Source organism: Cupriavidus phytorum, from assembly GCF_003254285.1.
In the GTDB taxonomy this organism is placed as follows: domain Bacteria; phylum Pseudomonadota; class Gammaproteobacteria; order Burkholderiales; family Burkholderiaceae; genus Cupriavidus; species Cupriavidus phytorum.
In genome coordinates, this window is sequence record NZ_QKZN01000006.1 from 157360 (window position 1) to 176859 (window position 19500).

The 19500-nt window shown below is 67.8% G+C and carries 20 protein-coding genes; 11 read left to right on the plus strand and 9 right to left on the minus strand.

Features of this window, described 5'->3' with window-relative positions:
- Window positions 1–5: 5 nt before the first annotated feature.
- From dmpG to C7416_RS17200, 4 genes are all read left to right on the plus strand, one after another.
- Window positions 6–1064: a 4-hydroxy-2-oxovalerate aldolase gene (gene dmpG / locus C7416_RS17185; protein ID WP_111520232.1), complete on the plus strand. Its 1059-nt coding sequence runs from the start codon at window positions 6–8 to the stop codon at window positions 1062–1064.
- A 265-nt stretch (window positions 1065–1329) separates the two neighbouring features.
- A complete protein-coding gene (locus C7416_RS17190; protein ID WP_111520233.1) occupies window positions 1330–2967 on the plus strand; it encodes a methyl-accepting chemotaxis protein in 1638 nt (545 codons plus the stop codon).
- An 80-nt stretch (window positions 2968–3047) separates the two neighbouring features.
- Window positions 3048–4016: a threo-3-hydroxy-L-aspartate ammonia-lyase gene (locus C7416_RS17195; RefSeq protein ID WP_111520036.1), complete on the plus strand. Its 969-nt coding sequence runs from the start codon at window positions 3048–3050 to the stop codon at window positions 4014–4016.
- Between the two features lie 74 nt (window positions 4017–4090).
- Window positions 4091–5320: an RtcB family protein gene (locus C7416_RS17200; RefSeq protein WP_111520037.1), complete on the plus strand. Its 1230-nt coding sequence runs from the start codon at window positions 4091–4093 to the stop codon at window positions 5318–5320.
- Window positions 5321–5343: 23 nt separating this feature from the next.
- Here C7416_RS17200 and fliR read toward each other — a convergent pair whose 3' ends face one another.
- The 7 genes from fliR to fliL all read right to left on the minus strand — a co-directional run bounded on the left by fliR (window position 5344) and on the right by fliL (window position 9827).
- Window positions 5344–6141: a flagellar biosynthetic protein FliR gene (gene fliR, locus C7416_RS17205; protein WP_111520038.1), complete on the minus strand. Its 798-nt coding sequence runs from the start codon at window positions 6139–6141 to the stop codon at window positions 5344–5346.
- A 79-nt stretch (window positions 6142–6220) separates the two neighbouring features.
- Window positions 6221–6490 carry a flagellar biosynthesis protein FliQ gene (gene fliQ / locus C7416_RS17210; RefSeq protein WP_111520039.1) on the minus strand — a complete coding sequence of 90 codons (270 nt, stop codon included), beginning with the start codon at window positions 6488–6490 and terminating at the stop codon, window positions 6221–6223.
- A gap of 32 nt (window positions 6491–6522) precedes the next feature.
- Window positions 6523–7371, minus strand: coding sequence for a flagellar type III secretion system pore protein FliP (fliP, locus tag C7416_RS17215; RefSeq protein WP_290367836.1), 849 nt, complete (start codon window positions 7369–7371; stop codon window positions 6523–6525).
- Entirely contained in the window at window positions 7368–7823 is a 456-nt protein-coding gene (gene fliO, locus C7416_RS17220) for a flagellar biosynthetic protein FliO (protein WP_111520040.1), read from the minus strand. The genes fliP and fliO overlap by 4 nt, the downstream gene beginning before the upstream one ends.
- Window positions 7820–8266, minus strand: coding sequence for a flagellar motor switch protein FliN (gene fliN, locus C7416_RS17225; RefSeq protein WP_111520041.1), 447 nt, complete (start codon window positions 8264–8266; stop codon window positions 7820–7822). The genes fliO and fliN overlap by 4 nt, the downstream gene beginning before the upstream one ends.
- Window positions 8259–9278 carry a flagellar motor switch protein FliM gene (fliM, locus tag C7416_RS17230; protein WP_012355214.1) on the minus strand — a complete coding sequence of 340 codons (1020 nt, stop codon included), beginning with the start codon at window positions 9276–9278 and terminating at the stop codon, window positions 8259–8261. The genes fliN and fliM overlap by 8 nt, the downstream gene beginning before the upstream one ends.
- A gap of 57 nt (window positions 9279–9335) precedes the next feature.
- Window positions 9336–9827, minus strand: coding sequence for a flagellar basal body-associated protein FliL (fliL, locus tag C7416_RS17235; protein ID WP_111520042.1), 492 nt, complete (start codon window positions 9825–9827; stop codon window positions 9336–9338).
- Window positions 9828–10305: 478 nt separating this feature from the next.
- Here fliL and acnB point away from each other — a divergent pair, with 478 nt between their 5' ends.
- The 6 genes from acnB (at window position 10306) to C7416_RS17265 (ending at window position 17771) form a co-directional block, all read left to right on the plus strand.
- Window positions 10306–12897: a bifunctional aconitate hydratase 2/2-methylisocitrate dehydratase gene (acnB, locus tag C7416_RS17240; RefSeq protein ID WP_111520043.1), complete on the plus strand. Its 2592-nt coding sequence runs from the start codon at window positions 10306–10308 to the stop codon at window positions 12895–12897.
- 169 nt (window positions 12898–13066) lie between these two features.
- A complete protein-coding gene (locus tag C7416_RS17245; RefSeq protein WP_111520044.1) occupies window positions 13067–13771 on the plus strand; it encodes a glutathione S-transferase N-terminal domain-containing protein in 705 nt (234 codons plus the stop codon).
- Between the two features lie 139 nt (window positions 13772–13910).
- A complete protein-coding gene (locus tag C7416_RS17250; RefSeq protein ID WP_111520045.1) occupies window positions 13911–15263 on the plus strand; it encodes a PQQ-dependent sugar dehydrogenase in 1353 nt (450 codons plus the stop codon).
- Window positions 15264–15344: 81 nt separating this feature from the next.
- Window positions 15345–16193, plus strand: a complete 849-nt coding sequence (locus tag C7416_RS17255; RefSeq protein ID WP_111520046.1) for an EamA family transporter — start codon at window positions 15345–15347, stop codon at window positions 16191–16193.
- Between the two features lie 172 nt (window positions 16194–16365).
- Window positions 16366–17190, plus strand: a complete 825-nt coding sequence (locus C7416_RS17260; protein WP_111520047.1) for a class I SAM-dependent methyltransferase — start codon at window positions 16366–16368, stop codon at window positions 17188–17190.
- 206 nt (window positions 17191–17396) lie between these two features.
- Complete coding sequence (locus tag C7416_RS17265; protein ID WP_111520048.1) at window positions 17397–17771, plus strand: hypothetical protein; 375 nt, start codon at window positions 17397–17399, stop codon at window positions 17769–17771.
- A 76-nt stretch (window positions 17772–17847) separates the two neighbouring features.
- Here the strand turns inward: C7416_RS17265 and C7416_RS17270 are convergent, their stop codons facing one another.
- Together C7416_RS17270 and vapB are read right to left on the minus strand one after the other, a co-directional pair.
- Window positions 17848–18258 (minus strand): type II toxin-antitoxin system VapC family toxin, encoded by a 411-nt coding sequence (locus C7416_RS17270; protein ID WP_111520049.1) that lies wholly within the window; start codon window positions 18256–18258, stop codon window positions 17848–17850.
- Window positions 18258–18494, minus strand: a complete 237-nt coding sequence (gene vapB / locus C7416_RS17275) for a type II toxin-antitoxin system VapB family antitoxin (RefSeq protein ID WP_025583220.1) — start codon at window positions 18492–18494, stop codon at window positions 18258–18260. The genes C7416_RS17270 and vapB overlap by 1 nt, the downstream gene beginning before the upstream one ends.
- 137 nt (window positions 18495–18631) lie before the next feature.
- On the opposite strand from vapB, the gene C7416_RS17280 reads away from it, so the two are divergent.
- On the plus strand, window positions 18632–19492 hold the full coding sequence (locus C7416_RS17280) for a LysR family transcriptional regulator (RefSeq protein ID WP_111520050.1): 861 nt from the start codon (window positions 18632–18634) through the stop codon (window positions 19490–19492).
- The last annotated feature ends 8 nt before the right edge of the window (window positions 19493–19500 follow it).

Sequence of the window (19500 nt, forward strand, 5' to 3'; positions counted from 1 at the left end):
CCAACATGACCGCACAACCTACCAAGAAGCTCTATATCTCCGACGTGACGCTGCGCGACGGCAGCCACGCGATCCGCCACCAGTACAGCCTGGAACACGTGCGCCGCATTGCCGCGGCACTCGACGCGGCCCGCGTCGATTCGATCGAAGTGGCGCACGGCGACGGGCTGTCGGGCTCCAGCTTCAACTACGGCTTCGGCGCACACACCGACCTGGAATGGATTGCGGCCGTGGCCGAAACCGTGCGCCATGCCCGCGTGGCCACGCTGCTGCTGCCCGGCGTGGGCACCGTGCATGACCTGCGCGCCGCCTACGACGCCGGTGCGCGCGTGGTGCGCGTGGCCACGCACTGCACCGAGGCCGACGTCTCGCGCCAGCATATCGAATACGCGCGCAAACTCGGCATGGATACCGTCGGCTTCCTGATGATGAGCCACATGACCACGCCCGCGGCGCTGGCGCAGCAGGCGAAGCTGATGGAAAGCTACGGCGCCCAGTGCGTGTATGTGGTCGATTCCGGCGGCGCCCTGGGCATGCAGGACGTGCGCGAGCGCTTTCGCGCGTTCAAGGATGTGCTGCGGCCGGAAACCCAGACCGGCATGCATGCCCACCACAACCTGAGCCTGGGCGTGGCCAACTCGATTGTCGCGGTGGAGGAAGGCTGCGACCGCATCGACGCCAGCCTGGCGGGCATGGGCGCCGGCGCCGGCAACGCGCCGCTCGAGGTCTTTATCGCCGCCGCCGAACGCCTGGGCTGGCAGCACGGCTGCGACCTCTACACGCTGATGGATGCCGCCGACGACATCGTGCGCCCGCTGCAGGACCGCCCGGTCCGTGTCGACCGCGAAACCCTGGCGCTGGGCTACGCCGGCGTCTATTCCAGCTTCCTGCGCCACGCCGAAGCCGCCGCGGCGCGCTACGGGCTGGGCACGGTCGACATCCTGGTCGAGCTGGGCAAGCGGCGCATGGTGGGCGGGCAGGAGGACATGATCGTGGATGTCGCGCTGGACCTGCTGGCACGGCGCGATATGCCGGCCGTCGCGGCGAGTGGCGCCGGAGTGTGAGCTGCGACACACCCTTTTTTCGCTCCCTCGCGCCAATTGCACCCGCCCCCCACTCTTGTGGGGAACAGTTCACCGGCTCGCTACCGTTAGCCCCCGCAACAAAGAGCACGGATGCCAGCCAGGGCCATGCGCCCTGGCGATCCCGCATACCGTGCCGACCGGCAGGAACGGGCGCGCAGTGGCATGCCGCAGTTGGGCATGCAACAGGGTTAGAACCATAACAACGGAAGCGCATACGTCTTCTTGGACGGTAAGGGGAGTGATCATGAGTGTTTTCAGGAGTCTGTCTATCCGCACGCGGCTGCTGGCCGGGTTCGGCACGCTGGCGGGCGTGGTGCTGGTGGTGTCGGCGTACTCGTTGCATGCGCTCGGCGAGGCGACGGCGGGTTTCCATGACTATCTGAACGGTTTGAATGCGCGCGCCGACATGGCTGCACAAGTGCGCAGCGCCGTGGATCGGCGTGCCATCGCGGCGCGCAACCTGGTGCTGGTGACGGACGCCGCCGAGCTGGAGCGCGAGAAGGCCGATGCCCTGCGCGCGCACGCAGACGTGCAGGCCCGGCTGGCTCGGCTCAATGAGATGGTGCGCCAGCCTGGCGTCAGCGAAGAGGCGCGCAAGCTGGTCGAGGATGTCGCCAGGGTCGAGGCGCAGTATGGTCCGGTCGCCACCGGCATTGTCGGGCTGGCGGTCGAGCGCAAGATCGAGGAAGCCATCGGCCGGATCGACAAGCAATGTCGTCCGTTGCTGGCGGCGCTGATCAAGTCGACCGATGCCTACGCCGAGTTCACCAAGACCCGCCAAAAGGAAATGGAGCGCAGGCTCGAGACGGACTACGAGCGCCAGCGCAACCTGCTGATCCTGATCTCGCTGGTGTCAGCGGTGATTGCGCTTGCCGGCGGCGTGCTGATCACGCGTGCCATCACGCGCCCGATCCAGCGCGCCGTGGAGGTGGCCGGCACCGTTGCCGGCGGCGACCTGGGCGCGCGCATCGAAGTGGACCGCCATGACGAGACCGGCCGGCTGCTGGCGGCATTGCGCGACATGAACGAGCGCCTGACCGCCACCGTCACCCGCGTGCGCGCCAGCAGCGGCAATATCGCCATCAGCACCAGCGAAATTGCCCGCGGCAACGCCGACCTGAGCAGCCGCACCGAGGAGCAGGCGGCCTCGCTGGAGCAGACCGCGGCGAGCATGGAGGAACTGACCGAGACCGTGCGCCAGAACACCGATAACGCGCGCCAGGCCAGCGAACTCGCGCGCAGCGCCGCCGATGTGGCGCAGCGCGGCAGCACCACGGTGCAGCGCGTGGTCGGCACGATGCAGGACATCAGCGCCAGTTCGAACAAGATCGCGGAGATCACCGGCATCATCGAGGGCATTGCGTTCCAGACCAATATCCTGGCGCTGAACGCCGCGGTGGAAGCGGCGCGCGCCGGCGAGCAGGGCCGCGGCTTTGCCGTGGTGGCGAGCGAGGTGCGCGGGCTGGCCCAGCGCTCCTCCAGTGCGGCCAAGGAGATCAAGGAGCTGATCGAGGCCTCGGGACGGCAGGTGCAGGATGGCTCGTCGCTGGCCAGCGAGGCCGGCCAGACCATGGCCGAGGTGACCCAGGCGGTGGCGCGCGTGACCGGCATCGTCGAGGAGATCGCGACGGCATCGGCCGAGCAGACCCGCGGCATCGAGCAGGTCAACCAGGCCATCGTGCAGATCGACCAGGTCACGCAGCAGAACGCGTCGCTGGTGAGCGAGGCGGCCAATGCCTCGCGCGCGCTGGAAGAGCAGGGCCGCGAACTGAGCGAGGTGGTGGCGTTCTTCCGCCTGCCCGGCGAAGCGGGGACCGTCCCGGCGGGCGCCGCTACGCTGGCCGCGCCGCGGCGCGCGGCGCACCAACTCGCCTCTGCCTAGCGGCAGGCCGCAAGGCGGCGTGGCTGCAAGGCGGCGGCGGGGCGGGTAAACTGGCCGCTCCCACCTTCCTTGCCACCGCCATGACCGCCCTGCCGATCTCCTTCGACGACGTTGCCGCCGCGCACGAACGCATCCGCGCGGCCGCGCATCGCACGCCGGTGCTGACCTCCGCCACCGCCGACGCGGCCACCGGCGCGCAGCTGTTCTTCAAGTGCGAGAACTTCCAGCGCATCGGCGCCTTCAAGTTCCGCGGCGCCTACAACGCGATTGCCCAGTTCACGCCGCAGCAGAAGGCGGGCGGGGTGCTGGCGTTTTCTTCCGGCAACCATGCGCAGGCGATCGCGCTGTCAGCGCGCCTGCTGGGCGTGCAGGCGGTGATCGTGATGCCGCAGGACGCCCCGGCGATCAAGATCGAGGCCACGCGAGGCTACGGCGCCGAGGTGGTGCTGTATGACCGCTACCGCGACGACCGCGAGGCCCTGGGCCGGCGCATCGCCGGCGAGCGCGGCATGACGCTGATCCCGCCCTACGACCACCCGCACGTGATGGCCGGTCAAGGCACCGCGGCCAAGGAACTGTTCGAGGAAACCGGCCCGCTCGACATGCTGGTGGTGTGCCTGGGCGGCGGCGGCCTGCTGTCGGGCTGCGCGATTGCGGCACAGGCGATGTCGCCCGGCTGTGCTGTTTACGGCGTCGAGCCCGAGGCCGGCAACGACGGCCAGCGCAGCCTGCGCAGCGGCGAGATCGTCCGCATCGATACCCCGCGCACCATTGCCGACGGCGCGCAGACGCCGTACCTGGGCAACCACACCTTCGCCGTGATCCGCGAGCTGGTGACGGATATCGCCACGGTGTCTGACGCCGAACTGGTCGAGACCATGAAGTTCTTCGCCGGCCGCATGAAGATCGTCGCCGAGCCCACCGGCTGCCTGGCCGCGGCCGCGGTGCTGCATGGCAAGCTCGATGTGAAGGGCAAGCGCGTGGGTATTATCGTGTCGGGCGGGAATGTGGATCTGGGGGCGTTTGCCGGCTTTATCGGAGCCAGCTGACAGGGGCGCCAGGGAATCCTTGCCGGCGCGAGCTCTCTAAGCTCCAGACCGATACCACAGGGGTTTGGGCAGACATGTCAGGCAAGACCCAATACGACGTACTCGACACCGGCGCCGGCAAGCCGGTCAAGCTGTGGACGCGCGGCGTGCCCGTTGAGGGTGCCGCGCGCGAGCAACTGGTGAATACTGCCCGGATGCCGTTTATCTTCCGCCATCTGGCGGTGATGCCGGACGTACATCTGGGCAAGGGGTCGACCATCGGCTCGGTAATCCCGACCGTCGGCGCCGTCATTCCGGCGGCGGTAGGCGTCGATATCGGCTGCGGCATGATGGCGGTGAAGACTTCGCTGACCGCCTCGGACCTGCCCGACAACCTGGGCCAGCTGCGCAGCGCGATCGAGCATGCCGTGCCGCATGGCCGCAGTGCGCAGGGCGGGCGGCGCGACCAGGGCGCGTGGGGCAATGCGCCGGCGCACGTCGACGCCGCCTGGGCGGAAATGGCGCCGGGATTTCGCCGCATCACCGACAAATACCCGCACCTGGCGCGCGCCAACCATCGCAATCACCTGGGTACGCTGGGCACCGGCAACCACTTCATCGAGGTGTGCCTGGACGAGGCGCAGTCGGTCTGGTTCATGCTGCACAGCGGCTCGCGCGGCATCGGCAATGCGATCGGCACCACCTTTATCACGCTGGCGCAGCAGGACATGCGCCAGCACCTGGCCAACCTGCCGGACCGCGACCTGGCTTACCTGGTGGAAGGCTCTACGCACTACGAGGACTACATTTACGCGGTGTCATGGGCCCAGGCCTACGCCCGCCGCAATCGCGAGCTGATGATGGAGGCGGTGCTGGCCGCGGCGCAGCGGGTGCTGCGCAAGCCGTTCCAGGCGCAGCTCGAGGCGGTGAACTGCCACCACAACTACGTGCAGAAGGAACATCACTTCGGCGCCGACGTGCTGGTCACGCGCAAGGGCGCGGTCAGCGCGCGCGCCGGCGAGCTGGGCATCATCCCGGGCTCGATGGGCGCGCGCTCGTTCATCGTGCGCGGCAAGGGCAATCCGGAGTCGTTCTGCTCCTGCAGCCACGGCGCGGGCCGCACCATGAGCCGCAGCGAGGCCAAGCGCCGCTTCACCGTGGCCGACCAGAAGCAGGCCACGCAAGGCGTGGAGTGCCGCAAGGACGCCGCCGTGATCGACGAGATCCCGATGGCGTACAAGGACATCGACGCGGTGATGGCGGCGCAGTCAGACCTGGTGGAGGTGGTGCATACGCTGCGGCAGGTGGTGTGCGTGAAGGGTTGATCTTCGCCGCCACGCCAGGCGCGCTAGCGCCCGAACTGCCCCAGCACCGTTCCCACCGCCTCCAGCCCCGCCTCGATCATGTGCTGCATGTAGCTGCCCATCTGCGGCATTACCAGCATCAGCACCAGCAAGCCGCCCGACAGCGTCACCGGGAAGCCCACCGCGAAGATCGACAGTTGCGGGGAGGCACGGTTGAGGATGCCCATGGCCAGGTTCAGGATCAGCAAGGCGGCGATCATCGGCAGCGCCAGCAGCAGGCCGGAGGCGAACACCATGCCGCCGGCGCGGGCCACGGCCAGGGCGCCGCCTGCGGACAGCGGGGTGCCGCCGGGGTTGCCACCGATAGGCAGGCTGTTGAAGCTGTCGACCAGCGCGCCCAGCATCAGCAGGTGGCCGTCGAGCGCCAGGAACAGCAGCACCGCGATCAGGTTCAGGAAGCGCGACAGCACCATGGTCTGGCCGCCGGCGGCGCGGTCGAAGAAGGACGCGAACGACAAGCCCATCTGCAGGCCGATGATCTCGCCCGCTTGCTGCACGGTGGCGAACACCAGCCGCATGACGAAGCCCGTGGCCAGGCCGATGCCGACTTCATTGAGGATGATCAGCAGCCCGTCGAAGGAGTAGACCGGCACCACCGGTACTTGGGCGATGGTGGGCGAGACCACCATGGCGATCATCGCCGACAGCGCGATCTTGGCGCGCCGCGGGATGGTCGATTCACCGAACAGCGGCGCGGTGCCGATCAGCGCCAGGATGCGGAAAAACGGCCACAGGAAAGCCGCGAGCCAGCCGTAGAGCTGGGCTGAGGTGAACTCGATCACGGCGGCGGGTCAGCGGGCAGGCAGGGTGAAATGCGGCGAGGGTGCGGACAGCAGCGGCTGGCGGCGTGGGCGGCCGCGGTCAGTGCGCCAGCGCGGGGATGCTCTGGAACACCTCGCGCATGTAGTCGACCATCGCGTTGATCATCCACGGGCCGGCCAGCACCATGGTGGCGAACAGCGCAATCAGCTTGGGGATGAAGCTCAGCGTCATCTCGTTGATCTGGGTCGCGGCCTGGAACAGGCTGACCACCAGGCCGGCGGCCAGCGCCACCAGCAGCAGCGGGGCGGCCAGAATCAGGGTCATCTTCATCGCCTGGGTGGCGATGGTCATTACGGTCTCTGGGGTCATGGCTCTTGCGAAGAAAAGGCTGGCGCCCGGCGTCAGCTCATGAAGCTCTGCGCCAGCGAGCCCAGCAGCAGCTGCCAGCCGTCGACCAGCACGAACAGCATCAGCTTGAACGGCAGCGAGATGGTGGCCGGCGGCACCATCATCATGCCCATCGCCATCAGCACGCTGGCCACCACCAGGTCGATGATCAGGAACGGGATGAAGATGGTGAAGCCGATCTGGAACGCGGTCTTCAGCTCGCTGGTGACGAAGGCCGGCACCAGGATGCTGAGCGGCACTTCCTCCGGCCCCTGCATCTCCGGCGCCTTGGCCATCTGCGCGAACATGGCCAGGTCCTTCTCGCGGGTCTGGCGCATCATGAAGGCCTTGAGCGGCTCGGCGGCCTTGGCCGCGGCCGCTTCGAGGCTGAGCTTGTTCTCGGACAGCGGCTTGTAGGCGTCGTTGTAGACGCGGTCGAACACCGGCGCCATCACGAAGAAGGTCAGGAACAGCGACAGGCCCACCAGCACCTGGTTGGGCGGCGAGGTGGCCGTGCCGAGCGCGTTGCGCAGCAGCCCCAGCACGATGATGACGCGGGTGAAGCCGGTCATCATCAGCATCGCCGCGGGCAGGAACGACAGCGAAGTCAGCAGCACCAGCGTCTGCACCGGCAGCGACCAGATCTGGCCGCCGCCCGGTGCGGGCTTGCTGATCACGCCGGGCAGCGCCGCCTGGGCCCACGCTTGCGCGGGCGCCAGCACGGCAACGGCCAGCAGCAGCGCCAGCACGGACAGGCGGGCCAGCAGCGGCGAGGGCAGCAACGCGGAAAGCTGCGAGGCCGGGCGCGCGGCGCGGTCTGTGCGCGGCGTCAATTGCCACGGCGTGGCGAGCGGGTAAGTCATGATTTGAATTGGGCCTGCATCGAGCGCAGCAGCTTTTCGGCAAAGCTGCCGCCGGAAGGCGGTTGCGACGGTCCGGCGGCGATGTGCGCGCCGGTCTGGCCGGCGGCCGGGGATGCGGCCGCCATGGTGTGCAGCGGCCGGATCTCGCCGGGGCTGACGCCCAGTACCAGCCAGGTATCGCCGACCTCGACCAGCACCAGGCGCTGGCGTGCGCCCAGCATGGTGCTGCCGACCACCTTCATCGCGCCGCCGGTGGCGTGGCGCACCAGGCCGGCACGCCGTGCCATCCAGGCCAGGCCGAGGATCAGCGCGATGATGGCGAACAGCCCCAGCCCGGCCTGCGCCAGGCTGGCCGCGCCGCTGATGGCGGGCGCCGGCGTGCCTTCGGCGGCAATTGCGGCGCCGGGAAGCGCGGCAAGCGCAGCCAGCACGGCGCGGGTCGCGGCTGTCATTTGTTCAGCTTCCGGATGCGTTCGGACGGCGTGATGATGTCGGTCAGGCGGATGCCGAACTTGTCGTTGACCACCACCACTTCGCCCTGGGCGATCAGGTAGCCGTTGACCAGCACGTCCATGGGCTCGCCGGCCAGGCCGTCGAGTTCCACCACCGAGCCCTGCGCCAGCTGCAGCAGGTTCTTGATCGGCACCTTGGTGCGGCCCAGTTCCACGGTCAGTTGCACCGGGATATCGAGGATCATCTCGATATCGTTGCGGAAGCCGCTCGGCGCTTCCTTGGCCAGCGGCGGGAAGACCGTGGCGGCGGCGGGCGTGGCGGCTGCCGATGCCGGCGCGGCAGCGGCGGGGATCTCGGCGGAAGTGGCGCTGGTCTGCTCGGCCAGCGCGCTGGCCCAGTCGTCCATCGGGTCGACCGGCTTGTCCTCGATGCCGTCAGTCATAATCGGTGTCCTCGGTATCCAGGTGGGAATCGCCGTCCTGGTGATTGATCATTCGTTCTACCCGCAGCGCGTACTGGCCGTTCATGGTGCCGAAGCCGCATTGCATCACGGGCACGCCGTCCACCTTGCCGAACACCTTCTCGGGCAGCTCGATCGGCAGCACGTCGCCGGCGCGCATCGCCAGCACCTCGGCCACGGTGCTCTGCAGGTGCGCGAACTCGGCCACCAGCTCGACCTCGGCCGCGCGCAGCTGCGTCGACAGCTGCGTGACCCAGCCCTTGTCGACCTCCTTCTCGTCCTGCAGCGGATTCATCAGCAGGTCCTTGAGCGGCTCGATCATCGCGTACGGCAGGCATACGTGCAGCTGGCCGCCGACGGCGCCCAGCTCGATGTGGAAGGCGGTGGTCACCACGGCCTCGTTGTGCGTGGCGACGTTGGCAAACTTGGGGTGCATCTCCGAGCGGATGTACTCGGTCTCGATCGGATGCACGGTGCGCCAGGCATTGCCGTAGCTGGTCAGCGTCAGCTCCAGCATGCGCTGGATGATGCGTTGCTCGGTCTGGGTGAAGTCGCGGCCTTCCACGCGGGTGTGGAAGCGGCCATCGCCGCCGAACAGGTTGTCGACCACCAGGAAGACCAGGTTGGGGTCGTAGACGAACAGCGCGGTGCCGCGCAGCGGTTTCAGGTGGACCAGGTTGAGGTTGGTCGGCATCGGCAGGTTGCGCGCGAAATCGCCGAACTTCTCGATCCTGACGCTGCCCACGGAGATGTCCGCGCCGCGGCGGATGAAGTTGAACAGCGCCGTGCGCAGCGAGCGCGCAAAGCGCTCGTTGATGATTTCCAGCGTATGCAGGCGGCCGCGGATGATGCGTTCCTGCGTCGCCAGGTTGTAGGGGCGTACCCCGCCCTCGTCGGGCGCAGTCTCGCTGGCCTTGGGCGTATCGGCCTCGCCGGATACGCCCTTGAGCAGCTCGTCTACCTCGTCTTGCGAGAGGAACTTGTCGTAGGCCATCTAGTGTCCTGCCCCTTGTGCGGCGTTATGGATGAAACGTGCTGCCCTGGCTTGCGCTTACTGCACCACGAACGAGGTGAACAGCACGTCCAGCACCTGTTGCGCCGGCAGGCCGCTGGCAAACGGCTTGCTGATGGTGTCGCGGATGTCGTCGGCCAGCTTGCGCTTGCCGTCGACAGTGGCCAGCTCGGCCGGCTGCCGCGCGGACAGCAGCAGCAGGATGCGGCTGCGCGCCTCGGGCAGGTACTGGGCCAGGCGCGCCTGGGTGGCGGCGTCAGCCACCTTCAGCGACAGGCCGGTATGCAGGAAGCGGTCGCCGTCCTCGCTGCGCAGGTTGACGGTGAACGCGTCCAGCGGCACGAAGATCGGCGGCGGAACAACCGGAGCGGCGGGCACTGCGGGCGCCGCCGGCTGGCGGTTGCTCAGCACGCTGCCCAGCACGAAGCCTCCGGCACCCAGTGCCACAACCAGCACGCCGGCGCCGATCAGCAGCAGCCGGCCGCGCTTGCCTGTGTTGCCAGTCCGGGGAGGGGAAGCCGTGTTCGCCATGAGAAGCCTGTATCGGAATGCCTGCCATTCTTCCGGAATCGCAGGCCAGCAAAGGGCCGAAAAAAAGGGGGAAACCCTTTCAGCTTGGCCATTTGAGCGGAAAGGGAGCAGGCACGGCTACGCGAGCGGGCGCCTTTGTGTTGCGCGCCTGCAGGCTGGTTAACGCAGCTTGGTCGGGGAACTTGAGGGCGGCGGGGCAGGGGATGGCGGGATGACGTACCACATCGCCGGTTGGTATGGACGTTAGGGCGGGCCTTGCCGCGGCTGGCCGGTGTCCTGTCTTCCGCATTCCCTACTACGCTACTCGGGTAGCAGGCCACGCAAAACGAGAACTCTTCCATTCGACAAGTCATTGTTTGGCATGGATTTTTTCTCAAACACTCTTATATAAGATATAAGACATTTGACCCAGAAGGCGCTTCGGACTACAATCGCGACGTACCGAGTCTTTCTAAACCTAATTACTCAGCAGGTTCCCATGCTTGAAAACTATCGCGCACATGTGGCCGAGCGCGCCGCGCTTGGCATCCCCCCTCTGCCCCTGACCGCCAAGCAGACGGCCGAGCTGATCGAACTGCTGAAGAACCCGCCCGCCGGCGAAGAACAGAACCTGGTGGAGCTGATCTCCAACCGCGTTCCCGCCGGCGTCGATGACGCCGCCAAGGTCAAGGCCTCGTACCTGGCCGCCGTGGCGCTGGGCAAGGAACAGTGCGCGCTGATCTCGCGTGCCAAGGCCACCGAACTGCTGGGCACCATGCTGGGCGGCTACAACATCTCGCCGCTGATCGAGCTGCTGGACGACGCCGAAGTCGGCACCGTCGCCGCCGACGCGCTGAAGAAGACCCTGCTGATGTTCGACGCCTTCCACGACGTGAAGGAGAAGGCCGACAAGGGCAACGCCAACGCCAAGGCCGTGCTGCAAAGCTGGGCCGACGCCGAATGGTTCACCAGCCGTCCGGAAGTGCCGCAAAGCCTGACCATCACCGTGTTCAAGGTGCCGGGCGAAACCAACACCGACGACCTGTCGCCGGCCCCGGACGCCACCACCCGCCCGGACATCCCGATGCACGCGCTGGCGATGCTGAAGAACAAGCGCGAAGGCGCGGCGTTCCAGCCTGAAGAAGACGGCAAGCGCGGCCCGGTCAAGTTCATCGAATCGCTGAAGGAAAAGGGCCACCTGGTCGCCTACGTCGGCGACGTGGTCGGTACCGGCTCTTCGCGCAAGTCCGCCACCAACTCGGTGCTGTGGTTCACCGGTGAAGACATCCCCTTCATCCCGAACAAGCGCTTCGGCGGCGTGTGCCTGGGCAACAAGATCGCCCCGATCTTCTACAACACCATGGAAGACGCTGGCGCGCTGCCGATCGAGCTGGACGTGTCGAAGATGGAAATGGGCGACGTGGTCGAGCTGCGCCCGTACGAAGGCAAGGCCCTGAAGAACGGTGAAGTGATCGCCGAGTTCAAGGTCAAGTCCGACGTGCTGTTCGACGAAGTCCGCGCCGGCGGCCGCATTCCGCTGATTGTCGGCCGTGGCCTGACCGCCAAGGCGCGCGAGGCGCTGGGCCTGGCCCCGTCGACGCTGTTCCGCCTGCCGCAAAACCCGGCCGACACCGGCAAGGGCTACACGCTGGCACAAAAGATGGTCGGCCGCGCCTGCGGCCTGCCGGAAGGCAAGGGCATCCGCCCGGGCACCTACTGCGAACCGAAGATGACCTCGGTGGGCTCGCAGGACACCACCGGCCCGATGACCCGCGACGAGCTGAAGGACCTGGCCTGCCTGGGCTTCTCGGCCGACCTGGTGATGCAGTCGTTCTGCCACACCGCCGCCTATCCGAAGCCGGTCGACGTCAAGACCCACCACACCCTGCCCGAGTTCATCAGCACCCGCGGCGGCATCTCGCTGCGCCCCGGCGACGGCGTGATCCACTCGTGGCTGAACCGCATGCTGCTGCCTGACACCGTCGGCACCGGCGGCGACTCGCACACCCGCTTCCCGATCGGCATCAGCTTCCCCGCAGGTTCGGGCCTGGTCGCCTTTGCCGCAGCCACCGGCGTGATGCCGCTGGACATGCCGGAGTCGGTGCTGGTGCGCTTCAAGGGCCAGATGCAGCCGGGCGTGACCCTGCGCGACCTGGTCAACGCGATCCCGCTGTACGCGATCAAGCAAGGCCTGCTGACCGTGGCCAAGCAAGGCAAGAAGAACATCTTCTCGGGCCGCATCCTGGAAATCGAAGGCCTGCCCGACCTGAAGGTCGAGCAAGCGTTTGAACTGTCCGACGCCTCGGCCGAGCGTTCCGCCGCTGGTTGCACGGTGCGCCTGAACAAGGACCCGATCATCGAATACATCAACAGCAACATCACGCTGCTGAAGTGGATGATCGCCCAGGGCTACCAGGACCCGCGCAGCCTGCAGCGCCGCATCAAGGCCATGGAAGCCTGGCTGGCCGATCCGAAGCTGCTGGAGCCGGACGCCGACGCCGAATACGCAGCCGTGATCGAGATCGACCTGGCCGACGTGCACGAGCCGATCGTGGCCTGCCCGAACGACCCGGACGACGTCAAGACCCTGTCCGACGTGGCCGGCGCCAAGATCGACGAAGTCTTCATCGGTTCGTGCATGACCAACATCGGCCACTTCCGCGCAGCATCCAAGCTGCTGGAAGGCAAGCGCGATATCCCGGTCAAGCTGTGGGTGGCACCGCCGACCAAGATGGACCAGAAGCAGCTGACCGAGGAAGGCCACTACGGCGTGTTCGGCACCGCCGGTGCCCGCACCGAAATGCCGGGCTGCTCGCTGTGCATGGGCAACCAGGCCCAGGTGCGCGAAGGCGCGACCGTGATGTCGACCTCGACCCGCAACTTCCCGAACCGACTGGGCAAGAACACCAACGTGTACCTGGGTTCCGCCGAACTGGCGGCAATCTGCTCGCGCCTGGGCCGCATCCCGACCAAGGACGAGTACATGGCCGATATTGGCGTCATCAACCAGAATGGCGACAAGATCTACAAGTACATGAACTTCGACCAGATCGAGGACTTCAAGGAAGTGGCCGACGGCGTGACGGTGTAAGTTGCCGTAGTCAAATGGCATGAGGAAGGGGCCCCGCGGGGCCCCTTCTGTTTTTCAGGGACCTGCAGGCTGGCATGCCCTGCAAGTGCGCCGACACCGGTTTATGATCGGGCTCTTTCGTTGTCCGGCAGCTTCCCATGGCGTGGAAGCGCCCGAACCAGGAGCCCGTGTGCCCGATCTGTCCGCTTTTCCCATCACCCGCAAATGGCCGGCGCAGCATCCCGACCGGATCCAGCTCTATTCGCTGCCCACGCCCAACGGCGTCAAGGTGTCGATCATGCTGGAAGAGGCCGGCCTGCCGTACGAGCCGCACCTGGTGCGCTTCGATACCGATGACCAGCTGTCGCCGGAATTCCTGTCGCTGAACCCGAACAACAAGATTCCGGCGATCCTCGACCCTAACGGCCCGGGCGGCAAGCCGCTGGCGCTGTTCGAATCGGGCGCGATCCTGCTGTATCTGGCCGACAAGTCGGGCAAGCTGATTCCCGCCGATCCGGCGCGCCGCTACGAGACCATCCAGTGGGTGATGTTCCAGATGGGCGGCATCGGCCCGATGTTCGGCCAGGTGGGCTTCTTCCACAAGTTCGCCGGCAAGGACTACGAAGACAAGCGCCCGCGCGACCGCTACGTGGCGGAGAGCCGGCGCCTGCTCAAGGTGCTGGAGCAGCGCCTGGAAGGCCGCACCTGGATCATGGGCGACGAGTACACCATTGCCGACATCGCGACCTTGCCGTGGGTGCGCAACCTGGTCGGCTTCTACGAGGCGGGCGACCTGGTCGGCTTCAAGGACTTCGTCAATGTGCGGCGCGTGCTGGATGCGTTCGTGCAGCGTCCCGCGGTGGTGAAGGGACTGGATACGCCGCATCGGGGCTGACTCGCCGGGGCAGGCCGCGCCCGGGGTCGGGCATCGTCCTACACGGTGCCTTCCGCGGCGCCTACAGAGCGCCGGTCGCTCTACGTCCTATAGTCCAGGCACAGGCGCGCGGCCCTGCGTGGCCTGAGGAGCCCGGACCATGCCGATGCCCATCCCTTTGCGCCCGTCCTTGCGCCTGTTGCGCACCGCCATGCTGGCAGGCGCCGTGCCCGTGATCGCCGCGCTCGCCGCTTGCGGCGAGTCCGCCAAGCTGCCGTCCGAGGCCGGTTTCGGACCCACGCCGCAGCTGCCGCCGCCGCACGAGACCGCCATCCCCACCGTCAAGATTGCGCCGGCTATCGGCTGGGCCCCGGGCCAGCGTCCGGTGCCGGCCGAAGGCATGGCGGTGACGGCGTTCGCCGACAAGCTGGACCATCCGCGCTGGGTCTATGTGCTGCCCAACGGCGACGTGCTGGTGGCCGAGAGCAATGCCCCGCCCAAGCCCGACGACGGCAAGGGCATCAAGGGCTGGATCATGAAGATGGTGATGAAGCGCGCCGGCGCCGGCACGCCAAGCGCCAACCGCATCACGCTGCTGCGCGACAGCAACGGCGACGGCGTCGCCGACCAGCGCTCGGTGTTCCTGAAGGATGTGAATTCGCCCTTCGGCATGGCGCTGGTCGGCAATGACTTCTACGTGGCCGCCACCGACGCGCTGCTGCGCTTCCCCTACCAGCCCGGCCAGACCGAAATCAGCGCCGCGCCGCAGAAGGTGGTCGACCTGCCCGGCGGCCCGCTCAACCACCACTGGACCAAGAGCCTGATCGCCAGCCGCGATGGCAGCAAGCTGTACGTGACCGTGGGCTCGAACAGCAACGTGGGCGAGAACGGCATGGACAAGGAAGTCGGCCGCGCCGCGATCTGGGAGGTCGACCGCAGGACCGGTGCGCACCGTATCTTTGCCAGCGGCCTGCGCAATCCCAATGGCATGGCGTGGGAGCCGGTCACCGGCATGCTGTGGACCGCCGTCAACGAGCGCGACGAGATCGGCAGCGACCTGGTGCCGGACTACATCACCTCGGTGCGCGACGGCGGCTTCTACGGCTGGCCCTACAGCTACTACGGCCAGCACGTGGACCAGCGCGTGAAGCCGCCGGCACCAGACCTGGTGGCCAGGGCGATCGTGCCCGACTACGCCGTGGGTGCGCACACCGCTGCGCTCGGCCTGGCCGCGGCCGGCGGCAACAGCCTGCCGGCGCGCTTCAGCGAAGGCATGTTCGTCGGCCTGCATGGCTCGTGGAACCGGCGTCCGCTGGCGGGCTACAAGGTGATCTTCGTGCCGTTCAGCCAGGGCCGGCCGCAGGGCGCGCCGTTCGATGTGCTGACCGGGTTTGTCGATGACGACGGCAAGGCGCGCGGACGGCCGGTGGGCGTGGCGATCGACCAGCGCGGTGGCCTGCTGGTGGCCGACGATGTCGGCAATACGGTCTGGCGGGTCAGCGGCGCAAGATAATCGGCCCGCGGCGCGGCATGCCGGCGCGGCTAGAATGGCGCGATCCCGCGCTGCCTGCCGGCGCCGACTTCGCTGCCGCCCATGTCGCTCACCGTCTTCGCCGTCGTCCTGCTTGCTGCCTTCCTGCATGCCGCGTGGAATGCCGTGGTCAAGGGCGGCGGCGACAAGCTGCTGTCCACTGTGATGGTGGCGGTGACGGCTGGCCTGATGGCCGCGCTGGCGCTGCCGGCGCTGCCGCAGCCGGCGGCCGCGAGCTGGCCCTTTATCGCCGCGTCGGTGGGCGTGCACGTGGTGTACTTCGCGCTGGTGGCGCGCATCTACCGCAGCGCCGACATGAGCCTGACCTACCCGCTGATGCGCGGCTGCGCGCCGTTGCTGGTGGCGCTGGCAAGCGTGGGCTGGCTGGGCGAGCAGCTGTCGGCGCTGGCATGGGGCGGCATCGCCGTGATCAGCCTCGGCATCCTCGCCATGGCCGGCGGCGCGCGCGGCCTCCGTGGCGTTCAGGGCAGCCGCGAGGGCGTGTGGCTGGCGCTGCTGAACGCGCTGGTGATCGCCACCTATACGCTGATCGATGGCACCGGCGTGCGCCGCTCCGGCGCGCCGGTGGCGTATGCCTTCTGGATCTTCGTGCTGACCGCGGTGCCGCTGGCGGCGTGGGCACTGGCGACCCGCCGCACGGAACTGGCCGGCTACGTGCGGCGCAACCTGGTGTTCGCGCTGGTGGGCGGGGGCGGCACGCTGGCGTCCTACGGGCTGTCGCTGTGGGCGATGACGCGCGCGCCGGTGGCGCCAGTAGCTGCCTTGCGCGAATCTTCGATCCTGTTCGGCGCGCTGATCTCCGCGCTGCTGCTCAAGGAACGCGTCGGCGCCGCGAGACTGGGCGCGGCCTGCCTGATCGCCGCCGGCGTGGCGACGCTGCGCTTCGCCTGAACGGGTGAAGTCCGGCGGCCGGGGTGCTCGCCCGAGCGCCTGGCCGCTGATTGTGCGCGGCGCTGTCTATACTTGGCTTGACCGGGTTCTCAGGACGCTTCAGCGCTGCGTCCGCACACCAACATCACCAATACACGCCCGCCCGTCTGGACATCGTCGCCGAGGAGTAGGCATGGACCACACCGCAGATTCGTTTCGCGCCTTTGAGCTGGCTGGCTGGGAAGACCCGGAAGTCGTCAGCCGGTACCAGGAGCACCTGTCGCACGTGACCCGGCAGTCGGTCGAGGCCCTGCTGGACGCCGCGCATGTGGCCGGCGGACAGCGCGTGCTCGACGTCGCGTCCGGCTCCGGCTACGTCGCGGCCGGGGCGGTGCAGCGCGGGGCCGAGTCGATCGGCATCGATTTCGCGCAGGCGCAGGTGCAGTTGGCGCGCAAGCTGCATCCCGAGGTTCAGTACCAGCAGGCTGACGCTCAGGCATTGCCGTTCGACGATGGCAGCTTCGACGCCGTGGTCAACGGCTTTGGCCTGTGCCATATGTCCGACCCGGACGCGGCGCTGGCCGAGGCCTTCCGCGTGTTGCGCCCGGGCGGGCGCATCGCCTTCACGGTATGGGATACGCCCGAGCGCGCGGTCGGCTTCGGCGCGGTCTATGCCGCAATCCGCGCCTATGGCTCGATGGACGTCGATATCCCGGTCGGGCCGAACTTCTTCCTGTTCAGCGATCCCGGCCACTGCCGCAGCGCCTTGCAGCAGGCCGGCTTTGTCATGCCGACCTGCCGCAGCGTGCCGCAGGTCTGGCGCTTTTCCACGCCCGACCAGCTGTTCGACGCGCTGGCCCAGGGCACTGTGCGGGCCGCCGCCACGCTGCGCGCGCAGACCCCCAAGGCCCGCGATGAAATCCGCGCCGTGCTGCGCGGCACCGTTGCCGGCTATATGCGCGGCAGCGGCTTCGAGGTGCCGATGCCGGCGGTGCTCGCGGCGGCGGTCAAGCCCTGAGTCCAGGATGTTGGACGCCGGCCGACACCTGCGGGACTAGCGTCGGCCTGGTTCCACCACTCCATTCCCGGAATGTGCCGTAAACCCGGCGCTGGCCGGCATTAGCCGGCCTTGGCCCGGTGGCACGGTCATTGCGCAATGGACCGCGAGCGCGGCGCGCCGCTCGTTGTGCCACCTGCCAGCAATGGCTTCCCGGAGAAATCCCGATGAATACCCGATCCCCATGCCAGAACGGGCAGGCCGCGTCGCGCCCGTCCGCCATCCGACACCGTTCGCGCCAGGCCATGGCGCTGCTGCGTGTGCTGGGCCTATGCCTCAACAGCGTCGCCTGCGCGCAGTCCGAGGCGCCGCAGGCCGCCGCGGCGCCCGCCGTGCAGGCGGTGACACCGGAGCGCAAGTTTGCGCCCGGATACCTCGAGGCGGCGGCCACCGGCTATGACAATGGCCTGGCCTGGCAAGAGCCGGAAGGCATCGCACCGTTGCGGCCGCCACGCGAGGCGCGCAGCGTGCCGGCAGCGGCGATGACCGGTGCGGTGCCGGTCGCCATGCCGGCGGCAGTCCGGCCGCAGCCGGTGCGCTGAAGCTGGACCGGGGGCCGTCAGCGATCAGGAAGTGATATGGGATATCGGTGCTGCGCGAGCGTCGCCGGTGTTCCTGTCAGACGCCCTGGCCCCCGGTCCAGTCTTCCACGCGCAGGCCGGGATACGCGGCAAAGTCGCGGACGTTGCGCGTGACCATGGTCAGCCCTTCGGCAATGGCATGCGCCGCAATCAGCTTGTCCAGCGCATCGGCCTTGCGTTCGCGCGTGGCGGCACGGACCGGACCATAAGCGCGCGCCGCCGCCGCATTCAGCGGCAGCACCGGCACGCGGCCGATCAGCGCCTGCAAGGCGCGCCGGGCTTGCTGCGGATCCCGCGACACGGTGACGCCGAATTCCAGTTCGGCCAGGCTGATGGCGGACAACACCACGTCCCCCTCGAAGCACCGGGCAAGGCGCTCGGCAACCTGGGGCGGCTGGTTCTTCATCAGGTAGATGCACATATTGGTGTCGAACATATACCTGGCCATCAGAACCCCTCGCGCTCGGACTGGGTCTGGTCTTCGCGGCCCGGCGCCATGAAGTCGTCCGGGAAGGCGGCGAACACGTCGAGCAGCCCGGTCAGGCGCCGTCGCGCGGGTCGGATGCGCAACTCATCGCCGATCCGCTCGATTTCAAACTGCATGTCGGTGTCTGGATAGGCCAGCTCCGCCGGAATGCGCACCGCCTGGGAGTTGCCGTTGCGGAAGATACGGGTGAAAGGCATTGAGATTTCCATGTACATCCCTGTGGGTACAAAGCATAGCACCATGACAGCAGAAGTACATCCTTGTGTGTATGGGGCGATTCTCAATCAGCCCCTCTGTCTACAATGCGCCACGTCGTCCCGTATCCTTTGTCACCATGGACATCGAACTCGCCCGCACCTTCCTGCAAGTCGTGCGCGACGGCAGCCTGCTGGCCGCCGCCGACAAGCTGCATGTCACCCAGACCGCCGTCACCGCGCGCATCAAGAGCCTGGAGGCGCAGCTGAACTGCCGCCTGTTCGAACGCAACAAGGCCGGGGCGCGGCTGACGCCGGACGGGCAGCGTTTCCTCGGCTATGCCAGCCAGCTGGTGCAGACCTGGGAGGCGGCGTGCCGCGAGCTGCCGTTGCCGACGGGGCTGGCCAGCCTGTTCCGCTATGGCACCGAGATCAGCCTCGGCAACCCGCTGGTGCTGCTATGGGCGACGCGTTTGCGCCAGCGCATGCCGGCGCAGGCGGTGCGCGCGGAGGTGGGCGAGGGGGCGGAGCTGCAGCGCAGGCTGCAGTCGGGCGCGCTCGATGCCGCGCTGGTGTACCAGCCGGAATACGCGCCGGGCATGCACGTGGAAGCGCTGATGGAAGAAAAGCTGGTGCTGATCCGCTCGACGCAGCGCGACGGCGGCTATGTTTATGTCGACTGGGGCCCGGAGTTCCGCCGCCAGCATGACAGCGCGCTGCCGGAGCATGCGCGCGCGTCGCTGTACTTCAACCTGGGGCCGCTGGCGTTGCAGTACATCTTGCAGTACGGCGGCAGCGGCTATTTTCGTACCCGTGTGGCGCAGAGCTACCTGGACAACGGGGCGCTGGCGCGTGTCGCCGGCGCGCCGGAGTTTTCGTATCCGGTGTTCCTGGTGTGCGCCGAGGCGCCCGCAGGACCGGCGCGTGAAGCTGTTGATATCCTGCGCGAGATCGTGCGGGAAGAATCCGACTGGTCGCAGCGCTGGGACTTCCCGCAATAGGGCTCAGG

What these genes read in the sequence shown, in the direction of transcription:
- C7416_RS17190 (WP_111520233.1), top strand. Translation starts at nt 1,330, where the DNA reads ATGAGTGTTTTCAGGAGTCTGTCTATCCGCACGCGGCTGCTGGCCGGG.
- C7416_RS17270 (WP_111520049.1), bottom strand. Translation starts at nt 18,258, where the DNA reads ATGGCCAGGTATATGTTCGACACCAATATGTGCATCTACCTGATGAAG.
- fliO (WP_111520040.1), bottom strand. Translation starts at nt 7,823, where the DNA reads ATGACAGCCGCGACCCGCGCCGTGCTGGCTGCGCTTGCCGCGCTTCCC.
- C7416_RS17265 (WP_111520048.1), top strand. Translation starts at nt 17,397, where the DNA reads ATGAATACCCGATCCCCATGCCAGAACGGGCAGGCCGCGTCGCGCCCG.
- fliM (WP_012355214.1), bottom strand. Translation starts at nt 9,278, where the DNA reads ATGGCCTACGACAAGTTCCTCTCGCAAGACGAGGTAGACGAGCTGCTC.
- C7416_RS17260 (WP_111520047.1), top strand. Translation starts at nt 16,366, where the DNA reads ATGGACCACACCGCAGATTCGTTTCGCGCCTTTGAGCTGGCTGGCTGG.
- C7416_RS17195 (WP_111520036.1), top strand. Translation starts at nt 3,048, where the DNA reads ATGACCGCCCTGCCGATCTCCTTCGACGACGTTGCCGCCGCGCACGAA.
- dmpG (WP_111520232.1), top strand. Translation starts at nt 6, where the DNA reads ATGACCGCACAACCTACCAAGAAGCTCTATATCTCCGACGTGACGCTG.
- C7416_RS17250 (WP_111520045.1), top strand. Translation starts at nt 13,911, where the DNA reads ATGCCGATGCCCATCCCTTTGCGCCCGTCCTTGCGCCTGTTGCGCACC.
- fliP (WP_290367836.1), bottom strand. Translation starts at nt 7,371, where the DNA reads ATGACTTACCCGCTCGCCACGCCGTGGCAATTGACGCCGCGCACAGAC.
- fliN (WP_111520041.1), bottom strand. Translation starts at nt 8,266, where the DNA reads ATGACTGACGGCATCGAGGACAAGCCGGTCGACCCGATGGACGACTGG.
- acnB (WP_111520043.1), top strand. Translation starts at nt 10,306, where the DNA reads ATGCTTGAAAACTATCGCGCACATGTGGCCGAGCGCGCCGCGCTTGGC.
- C7416_RS17255 (WP_111520046.1), top strand. Translation starts at nt 15,345, where the DNA reads ATGTCGCTCACCGTCTTCGCCGTCGTCCTGCTTGCTGCCTTCCTGCAT.
- fliQ (WP_111520039.1), bottom strand. Translation starts at nt 6,490, where the DNA reads ATGACCCCAGAGACCGTAATGACCATCGCCACCCAGGCGATGAAGATG.
- C7416_RS17280 (WP_111520050.1), top strand. Translation starts at nt 18,632, where the DNA reads ATGGACATCGAACTCGCCCGCACCTTCCTGCAAGTCGTGCGCGACGGC.
- C7416_RS17200 (WP_111520037.1), top strand. Translation starts at nt 4,091, where the DNA reads ATGTCAGGCAAGACCCAATACGACGTACTCGACACCGGCGCCGGCAAG.
- vapB (WP_025583220.1), bottom strand. Translation starts at nt 18,494, where the DNA reads ATGCCTTTCACCCGTATCTTCCGCAACGGCAACTCCCAGGCGGTGCGC.
- fliL (WP_111520042.1), bottom strand. Translation starts at nt 9,827, where the DNA reads ATGGCGAACACGGCTTCCCCTCCCCGGACTGGCAACACAGGCAAGCGC.